Source organism: Dyella ginsengisoli, from assembly GCF_044904665.1.
Classification (GTDB): Bacteria; Pseudomonadota; Gammaproteobacteria; order Xanthomonadales; family Rhodanobacteraceae; genus Dyella_A; species Dyella_A ginsengisoli.
The window spans coordinates 81,800-96,038 of record NZ_JADIKM010000002.1 but is presented as its reverse complement, the minus strand read 5'-3'; the positions used below and the strand labels follow the sequence as shown (position 1 = coordinate 96,038).

General features: G+C 68.7%; 16 protein-coding genes. 7 read left to right on the top strand and 9 right to left on the bottom strand.

Features of this window, described 5'->3' with window-relative positions; all coding sequences use genetic code 11:
• Window positions 1–47 precede the first annotated feature (47 nt).
• Together ISP17_RS07395 and ISP17_RS07390 are read left to right on the top strand one after the other, a co-directional pair.
• On the top strand, window positions 48–431 hold the full coding sequence (locus tag ISP17_RS07395; RefSeq protein WP_404632667.1) for a DUF423 domain-containing protein: 384 nt from the start codon (window positions 48–50) through the stop codon (window positions 429–431).
• Window positions 432–496: 65 nt separating this feature from the next.
• Window positions 497–898 (top strand): hypothetical protein, encoded by a 402-nt coding sequence (locus ISP17_RS07390; protein WP_404631635.1) that lies wholly within the window; start codon window positions 497–499, stop codon window positions 896–898.
• Window positions 899–939: 41 nt separating this feature from the next.
• Here ISP17_RS07390 and ISP17_RS07385 read toward each other — a convergent pair whose 3' ends face one another.
• Both ISP17_RS07385 and ISP17_RS07380 read right to left on the bottom strand, forming a co-directional pair.
• Window positions 940–1,125 carry an Arc family DNA-binding protein gene (locus tag ISP17_RS07385; protein ID WP_404631633.1) on the bottom strand — a complete coding sequence of 62 codons (186 nt, stop codon included), beginning with the start codon at window positions 1,123–1,125 and terminating at the stop codon, window positions 940–942.
• An 87-nt stretch (window positions 1,126–1,212) separates the two neighbouring features.
• Window positions 1,213–2,082 (bottom strand): SPFH domain-containing protein, encoded by an 870-nt coding sequence (locus tag ISP17_RS07380; protein ID WP_404631631.1) that lies wholly within the window; start codon window positions 2,080–2,082, stop codon window positions 1,213–1,215.
• A 138-nt stretch (window positions 2,083–2,220) separates the two neighbouring features.
• Between ISP17_RS07380 and purT the strand changes: the two genes are divergently transcribed.
• Window positions 2,221–3,411 (top strand): formate-dependent phosphoribosylglycinamide formyltransferase, encoded by a 1,191-nt coding sequence (gene purT / locus ISP17_RS07375; RefSeq protein WP_404631629.1) that lies wholly within the window; start codon window positions 2,221–2,223, stop codon window positions 3,409–3,411.
• Between the two features lie 50 nt (window positions 3,412–3,461).
• Window positions 3,462–4,973, top strand: a complete 1,512-nt coding sequence (locus tag ISP17_RS07370; protein WP_404631627.1) for an FMN-binding glutamate synthase family protein — start codon at window positions 3,462–3,464, stop codon at window positions 4,971–4,973.
• Window positions 4,974–5,075: 102 nt separating this feature from the next.
• Here ISP17_RS07370 and ISP17_RS07365 read toward each other — a convergent pair whose 3' ends face one another.
• From ISP17_RS07365 to ISP17_RS07340, 6 genes are all read right to left on the bottom strand, one after another.
• Window positions 5,076–5,786, bottom strand: coding sequence for an arginyltransferase (locus ISP17_RS07365; protein WP_404631625.1), 711 nt, complete (start codon window positions 5,784–5,786; stop codon window positions 5,076–5,078).
• A 34-nt stretch (window positions 5,787–5,820) separates the two neighbouring features.
• Window positions 5,821–7,719 carry a GAF domain-containing protein gene (locus tag ISP17_RS07360; RefSeq protein WP_404632665.1) on the bottom strand — a complete coding sequence of 633 codons (1,899 nt, stop codon included), beginning with the start codon at window positions 7,717–7,719 and terminating at the stop codon, window positions 5,821–5,823.
• A gap of 8 nt (window positions 7,720–7,727) precedes the next feature.
• A complete protein-coding gene (locus ISP17_RS07355) occupies window positions 7,728–8,333 on the bottom strand; it encodes a biliverdin-producing heme oxygenase (protein WP_404631623.1) in 606 nt (201 codons plus the stop codon).
• A gap of 30 nt (window positions 8,334–8,363) precedes the next feature.
• The gene (locus ISP17_RS07350; RefSeq protein WP_404631621.1) at window positions 8,364–8,756 is read right to left on the bottom strand and encodes a putative signal transducing protein; all 393 of its coding nucleotides are present in this window, start codon (window positions 8,754–8,756) and stop codon (window positions 8,364–8,366) included.
• 16 nt (window positions 8,757–8,772) lie between these two features.
• Window positions 8,773–9,639 carry an acyl-CoA thioesterase II gene (gene tesB, locus ISP17_RS07345; RefSeq protein WP_404631619.1) on the bottom strand — a complete coding sequence of 289 codons (867 nt, stop codon included), beginning with the start codon at window positions 9,637–9,639 and terminating at the stop codon, window positions 8,773–8,775.
• 94 nt (window positions 9,640–9,733) lie between these two features.
• On the bottom strand, window positions 9,734–10,291 hold the full coding sequence (locus ISP17_RS07340; protein WP_404631617.1) for an N-acetylmuramoyl-L-alanine amidase: 558 nt from the start codon (window positions 10,289–10,291) through the stop codon (window positions 9,734–9,736).
• A gap of 61 nt (window positions 10,292–10,352) precedes the next feature.
• Here ISP17_RS07340 and ISP17_RS07335 point away from each other — a divergent pair, with 61 nt between their 5' ends.
• From ISP17_RS07335 to ISP17_RS07325, 3 genes are all read left to right on the top strand, one after another.
• Window positions 10,353–10,880: an alpha/beta fold hydrolase gene (locus ISP17_RS07335; RefSeq protein WP_404631615.1), complete on the top strand. Its 528-nt coding sequence runs from the start codon at window positions 10,353–10,355 to the stop codon at window positions 10,878–10,880.
• Window positions 10,877–13,066, top strand: a complete 2,190-nt coding sequence (rlmKL, locus tag ISP17_RS07330; protein WP_404631613.1) for a bifunctional 23S rRNA (guanine(2069)-N(7))-methyltransferase RlmK/23S rRNA (guanine(2445)-N(2))-methyltransferase RlmL — start codon at window positions 10,877–10,879, stop codon at window positions 13,064–13,066. The genes ISP17_RS07335 and rlmKL overlap by 4 nt, the downstream gene beginning before the upstream one ends.
• 62 nt (window positions 13,067–13,128) lie before the next feature.
• Window positions 13,129–13,572: a hypothetical protein gene (locus tag ISP17_RS07325; protein ID WP_404631611.1), complete on the top strand. Its 444-nt coding sequence runs from the start codon at window positions 13,129–13,131 to the stop codon at window positions 13,570–13,572.
• A 78-nt stretch (window positions 13,573–13,650) separates the two neighbouring features.
• Here ISP17_RS07325 and ISP17_RS07320 read toward each other — a convergent pair whose 3' ends face one another.
• Window positions 13,651–14,094 carry a DUF6491 family protein gene (locus tag ISP17_RS07320; RefSeq protein ID WP_404631609.1) on the bottom strand — a complete coding sequence of 148 codons (444 nt, stop codon included), beginning with the start codon at window positions 14,092–14,094 and terminating at the stop codon, window positions 13,651–13,653.
• Between the last annotated feature and the right edge of the window lie 145 nt (window positions 14,095–14,239).

Here is a 14,239-nt window from a genome sequence, read left to right as displayed (position 1 = left end):
GACACGGGGTCCGCAGCTACCTTCACCCCGGAGAAAATCGTCTGATGATGCGACAACCTGCCACCCGATCCGGCCCGTGGCTCGTCGCGTTCGCCGGCGCCAGCGGCGTCCTGCTGGGCGCATTCGGCGCCCACGCATTGCGCGGCCACCTGGACGCCTCGGCCTTGGGTTGGTGGCAGACCGCGACGCAGTACCAGCTGTGGCACGCGCTGGCCCTGGCGCTGGCGGTACATGCCGGACGCGGTCGCGCCGGGCGCGTGGCGGTGCTCGCCTTTGCGATCGGCATCGCGCTGTTCAGCGGCAGCCTGTACGCGATGGCGCTGGGTGCGCCGCGCTGGTTCGGGGCGATCACGCCGCTGGGTGGCCTGGGGTTCGTGGTCGGCTGGGTGGCGCTGGCCATGGCCCTGCGCCGGCCTGTCGACGGCGGCTGAACCTCGCGACCCATGCGGGCGCCCGGCGTCATGCGGGTGTCACCTGCGCGCGGCAGGCTGCGCGCATGAGCACGCTGTCGAACGTCGTCGAGTCGTCGCCCGCCCGCTACCTGCGCCGTCATCGCGGCGCGATGGCGGTGCTGCTGCTTGTCGGCGCCTGCCTGGCGATGCTGACCGGCGGTGACCGGGATCGAGCCGCGAGTCCACGCCCGATCGTGAACTCCCTCGTGCACTGGCAGGACGGCCGCCACGATTGGCTGCTGGTCGCCGACCGCGGTACCCACGAGCTGGTGGTCTACGACGCCACGACGGGCGCACCGTTGCAGCGGCTGGGCAGCGATGACGGCGTGGGCCGGGTCGACAGCATCGCCTCGTTTGGCGATCGCCTGCTGCTGCAGGACGCCAAGGGTCGGCCGACCCTGCTCAGCCTGCCCGATCTGCGTGCGGGCACCCTGGCATCGCGCTGAGTCGCGGGCGTCGCGACTTCGCCTGATTCGGACGCTGCGCGCTATTCGTCGTCATCCACCGGTTCGGGCTTGCCCGGCTTGAGTCGCCCGGCCTTGCGCAGTGCGTCGCGCAGCAGGTACTCGATCTGCGCGTTGACGCTGCGCAGCTCGTCTTCGGACCAGCGCTGCACCGCTTCGAGCACGGTGGCGCTGATCCGCAGCGGATAGGCTTTTTTCTCGGCCGCCATGCGCTCAGCGGGTGGTGCGTCGGCGCGACGCGAGCGCCACGACGAACAGCACGATCATCACGGGAAGGACGGTCATCGTCGTGCTCCTCAGTTGTACAGGCTGCCGGCGTTGACCACCGGCTGTGTGGCGCGATCGCCGCACAGCACCACCAGCAGGTTGCTGACCATGGCCGCCTTGCGTTCTTCGTCGAGCTCGACCACACCCTGTTCGCGCAGCTTGTCCAGCGCCATCGCGACCATGCCCACGGCGCCTTCGACGATGCGCTCGCGCGCGGCGACGATGGCATTGGCCTGCTGGCGCTGCAGCATCGCCTGGGCGATTTCCTGCGCGTAGGCGAGGTGGCTGATGCGCGCCTCGATCACTTGCACGCCGGCCTTCTCCAGCCGCGCCTGGATCTCGTCGCGCAGGTGGTTGTTGATCACTTCGCCATGGCTGCGCAGCGAGGGCTTCTTCTCGTCGTGCGCGTCATAGGGATAGTTCTGTGCCATCTGGCGCAGCGCCGACTCGCTCTGGATGTGCACGAAGTTCTCGTAGTCGTCCACGCAGAACACCGCCTCGGCAGTGTCCAGCACCTGCCATACCACCACCGCGGCGATCTCGATCGGGTTGCCGTCGTTGTCGTTCACCTTCAGCTTGCCGCTCTCGAAGTTGCGCACGCGCAGCGACACGCGGCGGCGGCTGTAGAACGGGTTGGTCCAGCGCAGGCCCTCGTCGCGCACCGTGCCGGCGTACTTGCCGAACAGCTGCAGCACCTGGCCGTCGTTGGGCGCCACCTGGAAGAAGCCCTTCAGGAAGAACGCCGTCAGCACCAGCAGCCCGACCCCGACGAAAAAGTGCGTGCCCGGCTCCACCCCCGACTTCAAACCGACCAGCTGGCTGACGCCAATCGCCGCCAGCACCAGGCACACCACGACAAACGGAATGCCCGCGATCGAAAACCCCTTGCTCTCGTTCATGATCTTGCCTCCCAATTTGCGAGTATTGGATATCAATTTGATATCAAGTACAAGTGACTGGCGTCAGATGGCCGCGCCGTTGGGTCGCCGCGGGAGGCGCCAACTACAATGCCGGATCGACCGCCCTGGAGACCCCGCATGAAGCCTTTCGGCACGCCGCTTTCGAACCGCACCCTGCGCGTGCTGCTGCTCGGTTCGGGCGAGCTGGGCAAGGAGGTGGCGATCGAGCTGCAGCGTTATGCGGTGGAGGTGATCGCGGTGGACCGCTACGCCAACGCGCCGGCGATGCAGGTGGCGCACCGCAGCCACGTGATCGACATGCTCGACGGCGCCGCGCTGCGCGCAGTGATCGAGGCCGAGCAGCCGGACCTGGTGGTGCCCGAGATCGAGGCGATCCACACGCCCACGCTGGTGGAGCTGGAAAAGGGCGGGCTGAAGGTGATTCCCACCGCGCGCGCCGCGTGGCTGACGATGGACCGCGAAGGCATCCGCCGGCTGGCCGCTGAGGAGTTGCAGCTGCCGACCTCGCGGTACCGCTTCTGTGATGACGAGGCGCAGTACCGCACGGCTGCCGAGGCGCTGGGCTTTCCGTTCGTGATCAAGCCGGTGATGAGCTCCTCGGGCAAGGGCCAGAGCGTGGTGCGCGATGCCGCGGCGCTGCAGGCGGCGTGGGATTACGCACAGGCCGGCGGTCGCGCGGGCAAGGGGCGGGTGATCGTCGAGGGCTTCGTCGATTTCGACTACGAGATCACCCTGCTCACCGTGCGTCATCGCGACGGCACCGCGTTCTGCGCGCCGATCGGCCATCGCCAGGAAGACGGCGACTACCGCGAGTCGTGGCAGCCGCAGCCGATGAGCGATGCGGCGCTGGCCGAGGCGCAGCGCCAGGCCGAGGCGATCACCGCGGCGCTGGGCGGCCGGGGCGTGTTCGGCGTGGAGTTCTTCATCAAGGGCGACACGGTGATCTTCTCCGAGGTGAGCCCGCGCCCGCACGACACCGGCCTGGTCACGCTGATCTCGCAGGATCTGTCCGAGTTCGCCCTGCACGCGCGGGCGATCCTCGGCCTGCCGATTCCGCTGATCCGCCAGCTTGGTCCATCCGCATCCTGCGCCAAGCTGGTCGAAGGCGAGGGCGCGGCGCCGCAGTATTTCGGCGTGGCCGAGGCGTTGTCCGAGCCGGACACCCAGCTGCGCATCTTCGGCAAGCCGGCGGTGCATGGACGTCGGCGCATGGCGGTGACGCTGGCGCGCGACGAAAGCATTGAGGCGGCCAAGGCCAAGGCGATCCGCGCGGCGGCCGCGCTGCGGGTGGAGCTGCCGAGCGACTGATTGCGGCGCGCTGCGGTCACAATCCGATCAACGACGGGAGAGGGAAGGGCATGGAGACATCCGGATTTGCGCATTGGCTGATCGTGGTGGTGCAGGTGTTCGCGGCGCTGTTCCTGCTGCTGCTCGCCATGGGCGTGGCGCTGGTGCTGGTGACCTGGTTCATCGATCGCAACCAGACGTCCAATTCGGTGCTGCGCAATTTTCCGGTGATCGGGCACTTCCGCTACGGTTTCCTGCGGCTGGGTGAGTTCTTCCGCCAGTACCTGTTTTCGAGCGATCGCGAGGAGCTGCCGTTCAACCGTGCCGAGCGTGTGTGGGTGTACCGGGCGGCGAAGAACGCGGAGAACACCAACGCGTTCGGCTCCACCCGCGACCTGCGCGCCGAGGGCGTGCCGTTCTTCGTCAACGCGGCGTTTCCCGCGCTGGGCGACCACCACGTCGAGCCCAAGCCGCTGCGCATCGGCCCCTACGCGCGCGAGCCTTACGACCACGCCGCATTCTTCAACATCTCCGCGATGAGCTTCGGCGCGCTTTCGGCACCGGCGGTGCGTGCGCTGTCGATCGGTGCGGCCAAGGCCGGCATCTGGATGGACACCGGTGAGGGCGGGCTCGCGCCGTATCACCTGGAAGGCGGTTGCGACATCGTGTTCGAGATCGGCACCGCCAAGTACGGCGTGCGCACGCCCGATGGCCGGCTCGATGACGACAAGCTTGCCGCGGTCTGCGCGCACAAGCAGGTGAAGATGGTCAGCATCAAGCTTGGCCAGGGCGCCAAGCCCGGCATGGGCGGGCTGTTGCCGGCGGCCAAGGTGACGCCGGAGATCGCCGCGATCCGCGGCATCCCGGTGGGGCAGGATTCGCAGAGCCCGAACCGTCACCTCGATATCGCCAACGTGGCGCAGCTGATGGATGCCATCGCGCACATCCGCGAACTCACCGGCAAGCCGACCGGTTTCAAGGCGGTGTTCGGCGACATGCGCTGGATCGCCCAGCTGTGCGACGAGGTGGACCGTCGCGGCATCGAGAGCGCGCCGGATTTCATCATCGTCGACGGTGCCGAGGGCGGCACCGGCGCCGCGCCCCAGACGTTGATGGAAGGCGTCGGACTGCCGCTGCGCGAGGCACTGCCGGAACTGGTGAACATGCTGATCGCGCGCGGCCTGCGCCAGCGCATCAAGGTGATCTGCTCGGGCAAGTGCATCACCGCCTATGACGTGGCATGGGCGATGTCGATGGGCGCGGACTTCGTCAACTCGGCGCGCGGCTTCATGCTGGCGCTGGGCTGCATCCAGTCGCTGCAGTGCAACCGCAACACCTGTCCCACCGGCATCACCACGCAGAACCCGCGGCTGCAGCGCGGGCTGGTGGTCACCGACAAGAGCGAGAAGGTGTACCACTACGCGAAGAACGTGATGCACGAAGTGGGCATCATCGCGCACAGCTGCGGACTGGACGATCCGCGCGAGCTGGACCGCACGCACTGCCGGGTGATGGGTGACGACGGCATCTCGGTGCCGCTGGAGAAGCTGTTTCCGTATCCGCAGCAGGCGGCGCGCATGTAGGCGTCGTGGGAGCGCACACCCGGATCGAGTCCGGGGCAGGCTCTATGCGCGGTTGCCTTTTGCAAACACCCCACGAAGAGCAGTGCGCACTTCGGTGCGCCCCTACGGGTTGGGCATGACCGTCCAGCCGTCCGGTCCCCGCACCTGCAACGGCTGGAAGCGGCGCTTGTAGTCCATCTTCGGATGGCCGTCGATCCAGAAGCCCAGGTAAACCCACGGAATGCCGCGGCGGCGGGCCAGTTCCACCTGTTGAAGGATCGCCCAAGTGCCGAGGCTGCGCGCGGACTCGTCCGGATCGAAGAAGGTGTAGACGGCCGACACGCCGGTGAGGCAGACGTCGGTGACCGATACGCCGAGCAGCCGGTGGCCTTCGCGGAATTCCAGGAACAGCGTGGGGCTCCACGGCGCGGTAAGGAAGCGGCGGAAGTCGCTGGCTTCGGCCTCGTCCATGCCGCCGCCGGCATGGCGCGTGCGCAGGTAGCGCTCGTACAGCGCGTGCCGCTCGGCGTTGTACCCAGGAATGCATTCGAGCAGGGTGAGGTCGGCGTTGCGCTTGAGGCAGCGCTTCTGCGCGCGGTTCGGTACGAAGTTCGCCACGTCTATGCGGCAGGGCGTGCAGGCCTTGCATTGCGGGCAGCTGGGAAAATACAGGTGCCCGCCGGCGCGGCGGAAGCCGCGCTCCAGTGCCGGCCCGTACAGCTGGTCCAGCTGCGGGGCGGCCGGATCGATCACCAGGTTCTGCGCCGTGCGCTCGGCAAAGTAGCCGCAGGCGTGGGGCAGGGTCTGGAACAGGCGGACGCGTTCGGAGCGCATGACCCCGATTCTATGCCTGCATCGGCGCTCCGGATCAATCGTCGTGGTCGATCGCCAGCCAGTGGGTAAGCTGGCCCTGGGCATCGCGCACCGGTTCGATGGCCAGGCGGAACGGTCGCGCGCTGCCGTCGGCGTGCGCCAGCTGGACGCCCAGCACCGCCTGCTGACGGGCGTCCAGATCCCCCTGCGCCTGCGCCAGCGCATAGCGCTGGGGCGCGGCGTCGTGCAGCAGGGTCGACACTGGTCGGCCGGGTAGCGCCTCCGGCGGATGGCCGACGCGTTCGGCCAGGCGGTGGTTGGCGAAGGTGATCGGGGCGGCGTGCCAGGGTCGGTGGCCGGCCTCGACGATCAGCACGCTCTCGCGTACGCGCTCCAGCGAGGCGCCGAGCAGGGCGGTATGGCGCTGATAGTGCTTGCGCTCCATCAGCTCGATCAGCACGCGCAGGCTGCGCGCCGATTCCAGGTGCGGCGTGGCCCAGGCGCGCGCGCGGCCGCGCACGGTTTCCTGCCATGCGGCAAAACTCTGCCGCGGCGACAGCCGCGCGCCGGGAATGGCTTCCAGTTTCGACAGGTACGGGTTCCCGCCCCAGCGCACGTCGTGCACCATCTCGCGGCGAGTCCACAGGATGGCGTTGCGTGCATCCGGTGCCAGTGGCATGAAGATGATGCCGGCTGCCTTCGGCGTGAGGTCGGCCAGCGCCGGAAAGCGCTCGCCCAGCGCAGAGGTGTGCAGCACGCCACTGATCGCGTCGTGGTCGATGCTGGTCGGGGCGGCAAGCGCGCGGATGCGGGCCAGGCCCTCCGTTGTAGGCACATGGCCGTGCGTGATCACCTCCTCGCCGGCAAAGATCGCCACGCCGTCGGCATCCACCACTTCCAGCAGCAGCGGTGCCAGCTCGCCCAGCCGCAGCGGACTGATCTGCTCGTTCTCGTCAAAGGCGGTGATCAGCTTCTCGCGTACGGTCAGCAGGCTGCTCTCCAGCTCTTCTTTTTCCACTTCCTGCAACGCGCCGATGCGCATGGCCAGCGCACCGGCGGCGCCTTCGGCCAGCTCGCGCATCTCGTGATCGGCGTAGCGCGGCGCATAGTGGTGGCAGGAGATCAGGCCCCACAATCGACCGTTGACGATGACCGAGGCGACCAGGGTGCCGGTGACGCCCATGTTGGCCAGGTATTCCAGATGCGCCGGCGACACGCTGCGCAGTGACACGTCGCTGAGGTCCAGTGGCTGGCCGGTCCGGGGATCGTCGGTGGGCACGATCGGGCTCGGCGTGTAGCGCACGTCGCCGATGCCGCGCACGCGGTTGCGCAGGTACAGCGCCCGCGCCTGCGCAGGGATGTCGGTGGCCGGGTAGTGCAGGCCGAGGTAGGGCTCCAGCCCGCGGCGCAGCGATTCGGCGATCACCTCGCCGTTCCAGTCGCGGTCGAAGCGGTAGACCATCACGCGGTCGTAGCCGAGCAGGTTGCGCAGGCTGCGCGCGACCCGCGCCGCGGCGGCGTCGATACTGCGGTCGGCGTCGAGCTGTCGACCCAGCTCGTAGCTGCGGCGCAGCGGGTCTTCGTCGAAGCGCGCTGCGTGTGGCGCCAGCTCGATCAGCGCGTGCTGCTCATAGTGGTGGAAGGCGGCTACCCAGCGCGACGCGGGGGGCGTTTCGCGCTGCGGGAAATGTGCAGCTACCCAGCCGCTGTGCGACGGCCGCGTGCCGTCATCGTCCGGCAGCCGATCGGTGGCAACCAACGAGGTCCAGCTCGCACCGAGGATGCGATCCAGCGGCAGCCCCAGCACCTCCCCGGCATTGGCGCTGGCCTGGGTGACCACCCCGCGCTGCGCCTCGATGGCCAGCAGCACGCCGTGTGGCTGGATCGAGCCGGGGATGTGGATGGGCTCGCGTGCGCAGGCCTCCAGGTCGACCTGCGTCTCGGGCGAGGTCAGGGGCCGCGTCATGCACGCACCGCCTCCAGCATGCGCTGGGCACGTCCGAACATGTTTCGCGCCGCGGCGATGGCGGCCTGCTGTTGCATGGGGTTGGAAAGTTGGCTGTCCAGCATCGACTGAAACGTCCTCCAGGTTCCGCGGCCGGCCTCCTGGCCGATGCGGAAGAAGTGATGGGCGTGTCCGGGGAAGCGCTGTTCCAGCAGGCGGGCCAGGATCTGGCCGCCGAGCGCCGAGCCCTCGATCACATAGAGCTCGCCCCATGATGCGGAGGGGTTGCCAATGACCTGTGAAATCGGTGCTGCGGGGAGCGGCGACGGTTCATCTTCGGGGGACCGGCCCCAGTCGGCGAGATCGCGCGCCAGCCGTTCGCTGCGGCTGGCGTAACGCCAGCCAGCGGCGGCCAGCTCGCCGTGCAGCCAGGCGGCGCGCTCGGCTTCCCACGCGCGGTACATGGTGTACTGGCCAAGCAGCAGACGCGTGTAGGTGGCTGCGTCCAGTCGGCCATGCAGCAGCGCCTGCATTACCGGCGTGCGTTCGGCGGCGGCGTGTTCGTGACGGGTGGCTTCGCGCAGCCGGCGATGGGCAGGGGTGGGCGGAAAGCGGTCCGGCATGCAGCGAACAATCAATGCGCGCGTGCGTGCCTAGATCAGGCCCATGTAGCGCAGCATCAGCAGCACGACCGCGCCGCCCACCGCCAGCAGCACGATGCGGCGCACGCGCGTGATGGTGTGCTGGCGCTGGTTGATCGGCGAGGGATTGCGCGCCGCCGCCAGCGCGTCGCCGTGACGGATCACCGGGTCGATGCCGATCTCCTTGAGCAGCTCGCGCGCACGGGTGTAGTCGTCGGCGTGGGTCACCCACACCTGCGGCCACTGGTCACGGCTTTCGCGCTGCTGGATGTAGCTGAAACGCTGGTGCGCGCGGCGGTTCCAGCGCGAGACGTTCTGTACCTGGCACTCGATGCCGTGCTGGTTGAGCAGGGCGACCAAGCGGTCGATGTTGGGCTGGTGCGGCGAGGTGTAGAGCTGGCGCATGGTCAGGTTCCGTCGGTCAGCTGTCGCGCAGGCGTATCAGGCCTTCCTGCGCGGTGGAAGCGACGAGGCGGCCGTCGCGGCTGAAGATCTGCCCGCGCGCGAGGCCACGCGAGCCCTGCGCCGTGGGGCTGTCGAACGAGTACAGCAACCACTCGTCCACGCGGAACGGGCGGTGGAACCACAGCGCGTGATCCAGGCTGGCCATTTGCACGTTGTGGGTCATGTACGAGATGCCGTGCGGCAGGGTGGCGGTGCCGATCAGGTGGAAGTCCGAGGCGTACGCCAGCAGTGCGCGATGCAGGATCGCCGAGTCGCTGATCGGCGCCGTGAGGCGGAACCAGATGTGCTGGATCGGCGGGCGCTTGACCGGGTGCAGGTCATCGCGCGGCCACACCTGGCGGAACTCGAACGGACCGTCGATGCCCAGCCAGCGCTGCAGCTTCACCGGCAGCTTGGCCAGTTCCTCCGGCGAGAGGTGGCGCATCGGTTCCACGTCCTCGGGGGAAGGCACCTCGGGCATCGACGTCTGGTGCTCGAAGCCCTTTTCCGGCTCCTGGAACGAGATCGAGCCGTTGAGGATCGGCTGGCCGTGCTGGATCGCCACCACCCGACGCGAGGAGAACGTGCCGCCGTCGCGGGTACGCTCCACGCTGTAGACGATCGGCGCGTCGATGTCGCCGGCGCGCAGGAAGTACGCGTGCAGTGAGTGCGCCTCGCGGCGCGGGTCGACCGTGCGCTGGGCGGCCGACAATGCCTGTCCCAGCACCTGGCCGCCGAACACGAAGCGCGTGCCGATGTCGCGGCTCTGGCCGCGGAACAGGTTGTCTTCCAGCCGCTCCAGGTCGAGCAGGTCGACCAGTTCCCGGACGTGTTCCTCGCGCATGTGCTGCTCGATAGGTGGGGAAATAAGCCGGCGATTATAGCGGGGCGGGGTGAAGGGCCGGGCCTGCCTGGAAGTGCGGGCTCACCGAGTGCTGTCAGGCGCGAACGCGCCGTAACCCGCACCCCGCCAGCACCGCGTCCCACGGGAACAGCGGCCCCGGATCGAGCTTGCGCGGCACTTCCAGCGAGGGATCGTCGCTGGCCGGCATTCGCGCCGTGTCCAGATCCTCGTGCCCGGCGATCTCGCGCAGGTTGGAAAAATCGCGCCGCAGCTGGGCCAGCAGTTCCACCAGCGCGGCGATCTGCACGTCCGGGTAGGGCTCGGTCATCGTCTGGTGGCGCGAATCCCACCAGTGCGGGTAGCGCCCCAGGTTCACCAGCTCGATGCCGATGGAGTGCGGGTTGCAGCCGCGCACGTGGTGCGCCACGCGAGTGCCGGGTACGTAGCGTTCGATGCTGCCGTCGCGGTCGATGTAGTAATGCCCGCTGTTGCCGGTGCCGCTCTCGTGCTGCACCCGTTCGCCGTACTCGCGCGCGGTGGCGAGGTCCGGCAGCTCGGTGCAGTGGATCACCACCAGGGTCACCGCGTCGGCCGCGCGTTCGGCGAGGTGGTCGACGTAGGGCAGGGGGCGGTCGCGGATGATCGGTGGCATGGGCGAAAGTCTCGCACGGCGCCGGGTATCATGGACGGCCCGCCCCGCCCCAGGAGCCGCCATGCGCAGCCCGATCATCCTCTCGCACGGTTCCGACTCCGGCCCCGATGCCACCAAGGTCAGCGCGCTGGCCGCACTGGCCGAGTCGCTGGGCTGGAGCACGCTGCGCCCCGATTACCGCGAGGATGACGCGCTGGGCTACGCCGGCTCCGTGCCGGCCCGGCTGGCTCGCCTGCGTGCCCTGATCGAGGCGCAGCCGGCGCCGCCGGTGCTGGTGGGCTCCAGCATGGGCGCCTTCGTCTCCGGGCTGGCCTCGCTGGAGCATCCGGTCGCCGGCCTGTTCCTGCTCGCGACGCCGGAGAGCATTCCCGGCTGCGAGGTCGATTTCGACGTGACGCCCGACGTGCCCACCGTGCTGATCCACGGCTGGCGCGACGAGCTGTGCCCGCTGGACGACATGTACACCTTCGCCGCGCGTCGCCAGCTGCCGCTGCTGGTTCTCGACGACGACCATCGCTTGGGCGCCAGCGTGGACACCATCGTCGGGCAGTTTCGGCTGTTCCTGGACCAGCTGGCGGCGCGCGCATGACGGCGTTCTTTGCCAGCTGCCCGAAAGGCCTGGAATACCTGCTCAAGGACGAACTGGCCGCGCTCGGTGCGCAGGACACGCGCGAGACCGTCGCCGGCGTGCATTTTTCCGGCGAGCTGGAAACCGCCTATCGCGCCTGCCTGTGGTCGCGCCTGGCCAGCCGCGTGCTGCTGCCGCTGGGCGAGTTCGACGCGGCGACCGACGAGGCGCTGTATGCCGGCGTGCAGTCGATCGACTGGTCGACCCATCTGGCCAGTCACGCCACGCTGGCGGTGGACGCGCACACCACGCTGAGCAAGCTCACCCACAGCCAGTACCTGGCGCAGCGGGTGAAGGATGCGGTGGTCGACCAGTTCCGTCAGCGCGACGGCGAGCGTCCCAGCGTGGATACCGACGAGCCGGACGTGCGCATAAACGTGCGCCTGCGCCGCGACCGCGCCACGTTGTCGCTGGATCTCTCCGGCAGCCCGCTGCACCGCCGCGGCTGGCGCGAGCTGCAGGGCGAGGCACCGCTGAAGGAAAACCTCGCCGCGGCGATGCTGCTGCGCGCGGGCTGGCCGCAGATCTACGCCGAGGGCGGCGCGCTGCTGGATCCGATGTGTGGCTCCGGCACGCTGCTGGTGGAAGGCGCCTGGATGGCCGCCGACGTGGCGCCGGGCCTGCACCGCGAGTACTTCGGCTTTCTCGGCTGGGCGCAGCACGACATCGCGCTGTGGAAGCGCCTGCACGAGGAGGCCACGCAGCGCGCCGAGGCCGGCCTGCGCGCGCTGCGGCCGTGCTTCTTCGGTTCCGATGCGGACCCGCGCATGGTGCAGACCGCCAAGCGCAACGCGCAGGAGGCGGGCGTCGCCGGCTTCTTCACGCTCGATCGCCACGACGCGCTGCACGTGGCGCCGCCGCCGGGTGTGTCGCGCGGGCTGGTGATCACCAATCCGCCCTACGGCGAGCGCCTGGGCGAGCGCGAGCAGATGCCGCCGCTGTATCGCGCGCTGGGCGAAACGCTGCGTGCCCGCTTCACCGGCTGGCGCGCCGCCGTGCTGGCCGGTGACGTGGAGCTGGGGCGCGCCATGCCGCTGCGCGCCGAGAAGAAATACACGCTCTACAACGGCGCGCTGGAAACCGTGCTGCTGATCTTCGAGCTGCACGCGCGCGAGGCGATGCCGCACGAATCCAAGCCGCTGTCGCCCGGCGCGCAGATGCTGAAGAACCGGCTGGAGAAAAACCTCAAGCACCTGCGCAAGCGGCTGCGGCGCGAGGGCATCCACTGCTGGCGCGCCTACGACCAGGACCTGCCCGAGTACGCCGCCGCCATCGACGTCTACGCCAATGCGGCGGGCGACACCTGGCTGCACATCCAGGAATACCGCGCGCCGGTGGAGATCCCGGTGGAAACGGCGCGCACGCGCATGCGCGAGATCACCCGAGTGGCGGGCGAGGTGTTCGACCTGCCGCGCGAGCGCATCGCGCTGAAGACCCGCGAGCGCGGCAAGGGTGGTTCCAAGTACGGCCAGTTCGACCAGCGCGGCGAATTCCTCGAGGTGGAAGAGGGCGGCCTGAAATTTTTGGTCAACCTCACCGACTACCTCGACACCGGTCTGTTCATCGACCACCGGCTGGTGCGCGCGCGGCTGCGCGAGCTGGCCAGGGGCCGGCGTTTCCTCAACCTGTTCGCCTACACCGCCACGGCCAGCGTCTACGCGGCGGCCGGCGGCGCGCGCGACACCACCAGCGTCGATCTTTCGGCGACGTATCTGGACTGGGCCTCGCGCAACCTGGCGCTGAACGGTTTCACCGGCAGCACGCACAAGCTGATCCAGGCCGATGCGCTGGAGTTCCTGCGCGGCGAGCGCGATCGCTACGGGGTGATCTACGTCGATCCACCGACCTTCTCCAACTCCAAGCGCGCCGAGGATTTCGACGTGCAGCGCGATCACGTCGCCCTGCTCATGGCCTGCGGCGACCGATTGGCGAACGATGGCGTGATCGTGTTCTCCAACAACTTCCGCCGCTTCGCGCTGGATCGCGCGGCGCTGGAGGAACGCTTCACCATCGAGGACTGGACCGCCCCCAGCATCCCGTTCGATTTCGCTCGCCGGGCCGACATCCACGGCTGCTGGCTGCTGCGTCCGCACGCGGTGGAGGGCGACGTGAACCCGTGGGATACCGCCCGGATCAAGCGCCGGTGAGGTTTCAGTGGGCATTAAGTCGGCGGGGCCGAGCATTCATCCCGCACTGACGGAGGCGACACATGACACGCATCAACGGCAAAACCAAAATGGCGGCAGTCGGACTGATGGTGGCGTCGGCGCTGGCGATGCCGCTGGCCGCCTCGGCTCACGGCCACGGCTGGGGTCGTGGCGGTGGCTACTACGGCGGTTATCACGGCGGTTATCACGGCGGGTATCACGATTATCGCGGCGGCTATTACGGCGGCTATCGTCACCATGGGGGCCACTGGGAAGGTGGTCGCTGGATCGCCGGCGCGCTGGTGGCCGGTGCGGTGGTGGGCCTGGTCGACGCGGCGGTGAATCCGCGGCCGGTCTACTACGATGCACCGGTGGTCTACAGCCGTCCGCGCACGGTGATTTACGAAGATCGCCCGGTGATCGAGCGTCGCGTGGTGCGGACCCGCACGGTGGTCTACGACGATGGCTACCCGACCCGGTACATCGGCGATGACGATGACGATTGAGCCACGTCTCTCGTGACATCAAAAAGCCCGGCTTCGCGCCGGGCTTTTTTTGTGCCGCTGCGGTGGCCGGCGGCTTGCTCAGGGCTTGCGCGTGGGCTGATCGGCGCCACTGCCGCTGCGTTTGGCGTGGGCCGACAACCGGTCGAACTCGGCCTTGTCGATGATTTGCACCGACTGGATCGCGCACGGCGGCTGGTTTTCCGAGTGCACCGTCTCGCCAACCTCGCCGCAGATGCGCGTGGCGTCGATGGCGGCATTCGAGCGGTTGGGACGGAAGATCAAGCCGGCCGGCCCCAGCCCGAGACGCGGGCAGTCGCTCTGCAGGTTGACGCGATAACGTTTCGGCCCCGTGCGCACGATGGCCGTGCGTCGGTCGACGATGTGCCATTCGTTGATCTGGTCGATGCGGATGCAGTCGCTGATCGGCTTGATGGGCATGCGGGCCTGCGGTGCAGCGGCCGCGGTGGCCGTGCCGGTGGCCACGACCAGGGCCATCAACAAGGCGGAAACGGGCAATTTCATGGGTCACCTCGTCATCGGGTTGCTGGAACTTCCATGGGACCGTTCGCACACGTGCGCCCGGCCTTCGCGCACTATCGGCCCCTGCCGTATCACAGGATCTGAACGTGCGCTGCGGCACCATCATCCGCTGATCCCCGTTGCCTCG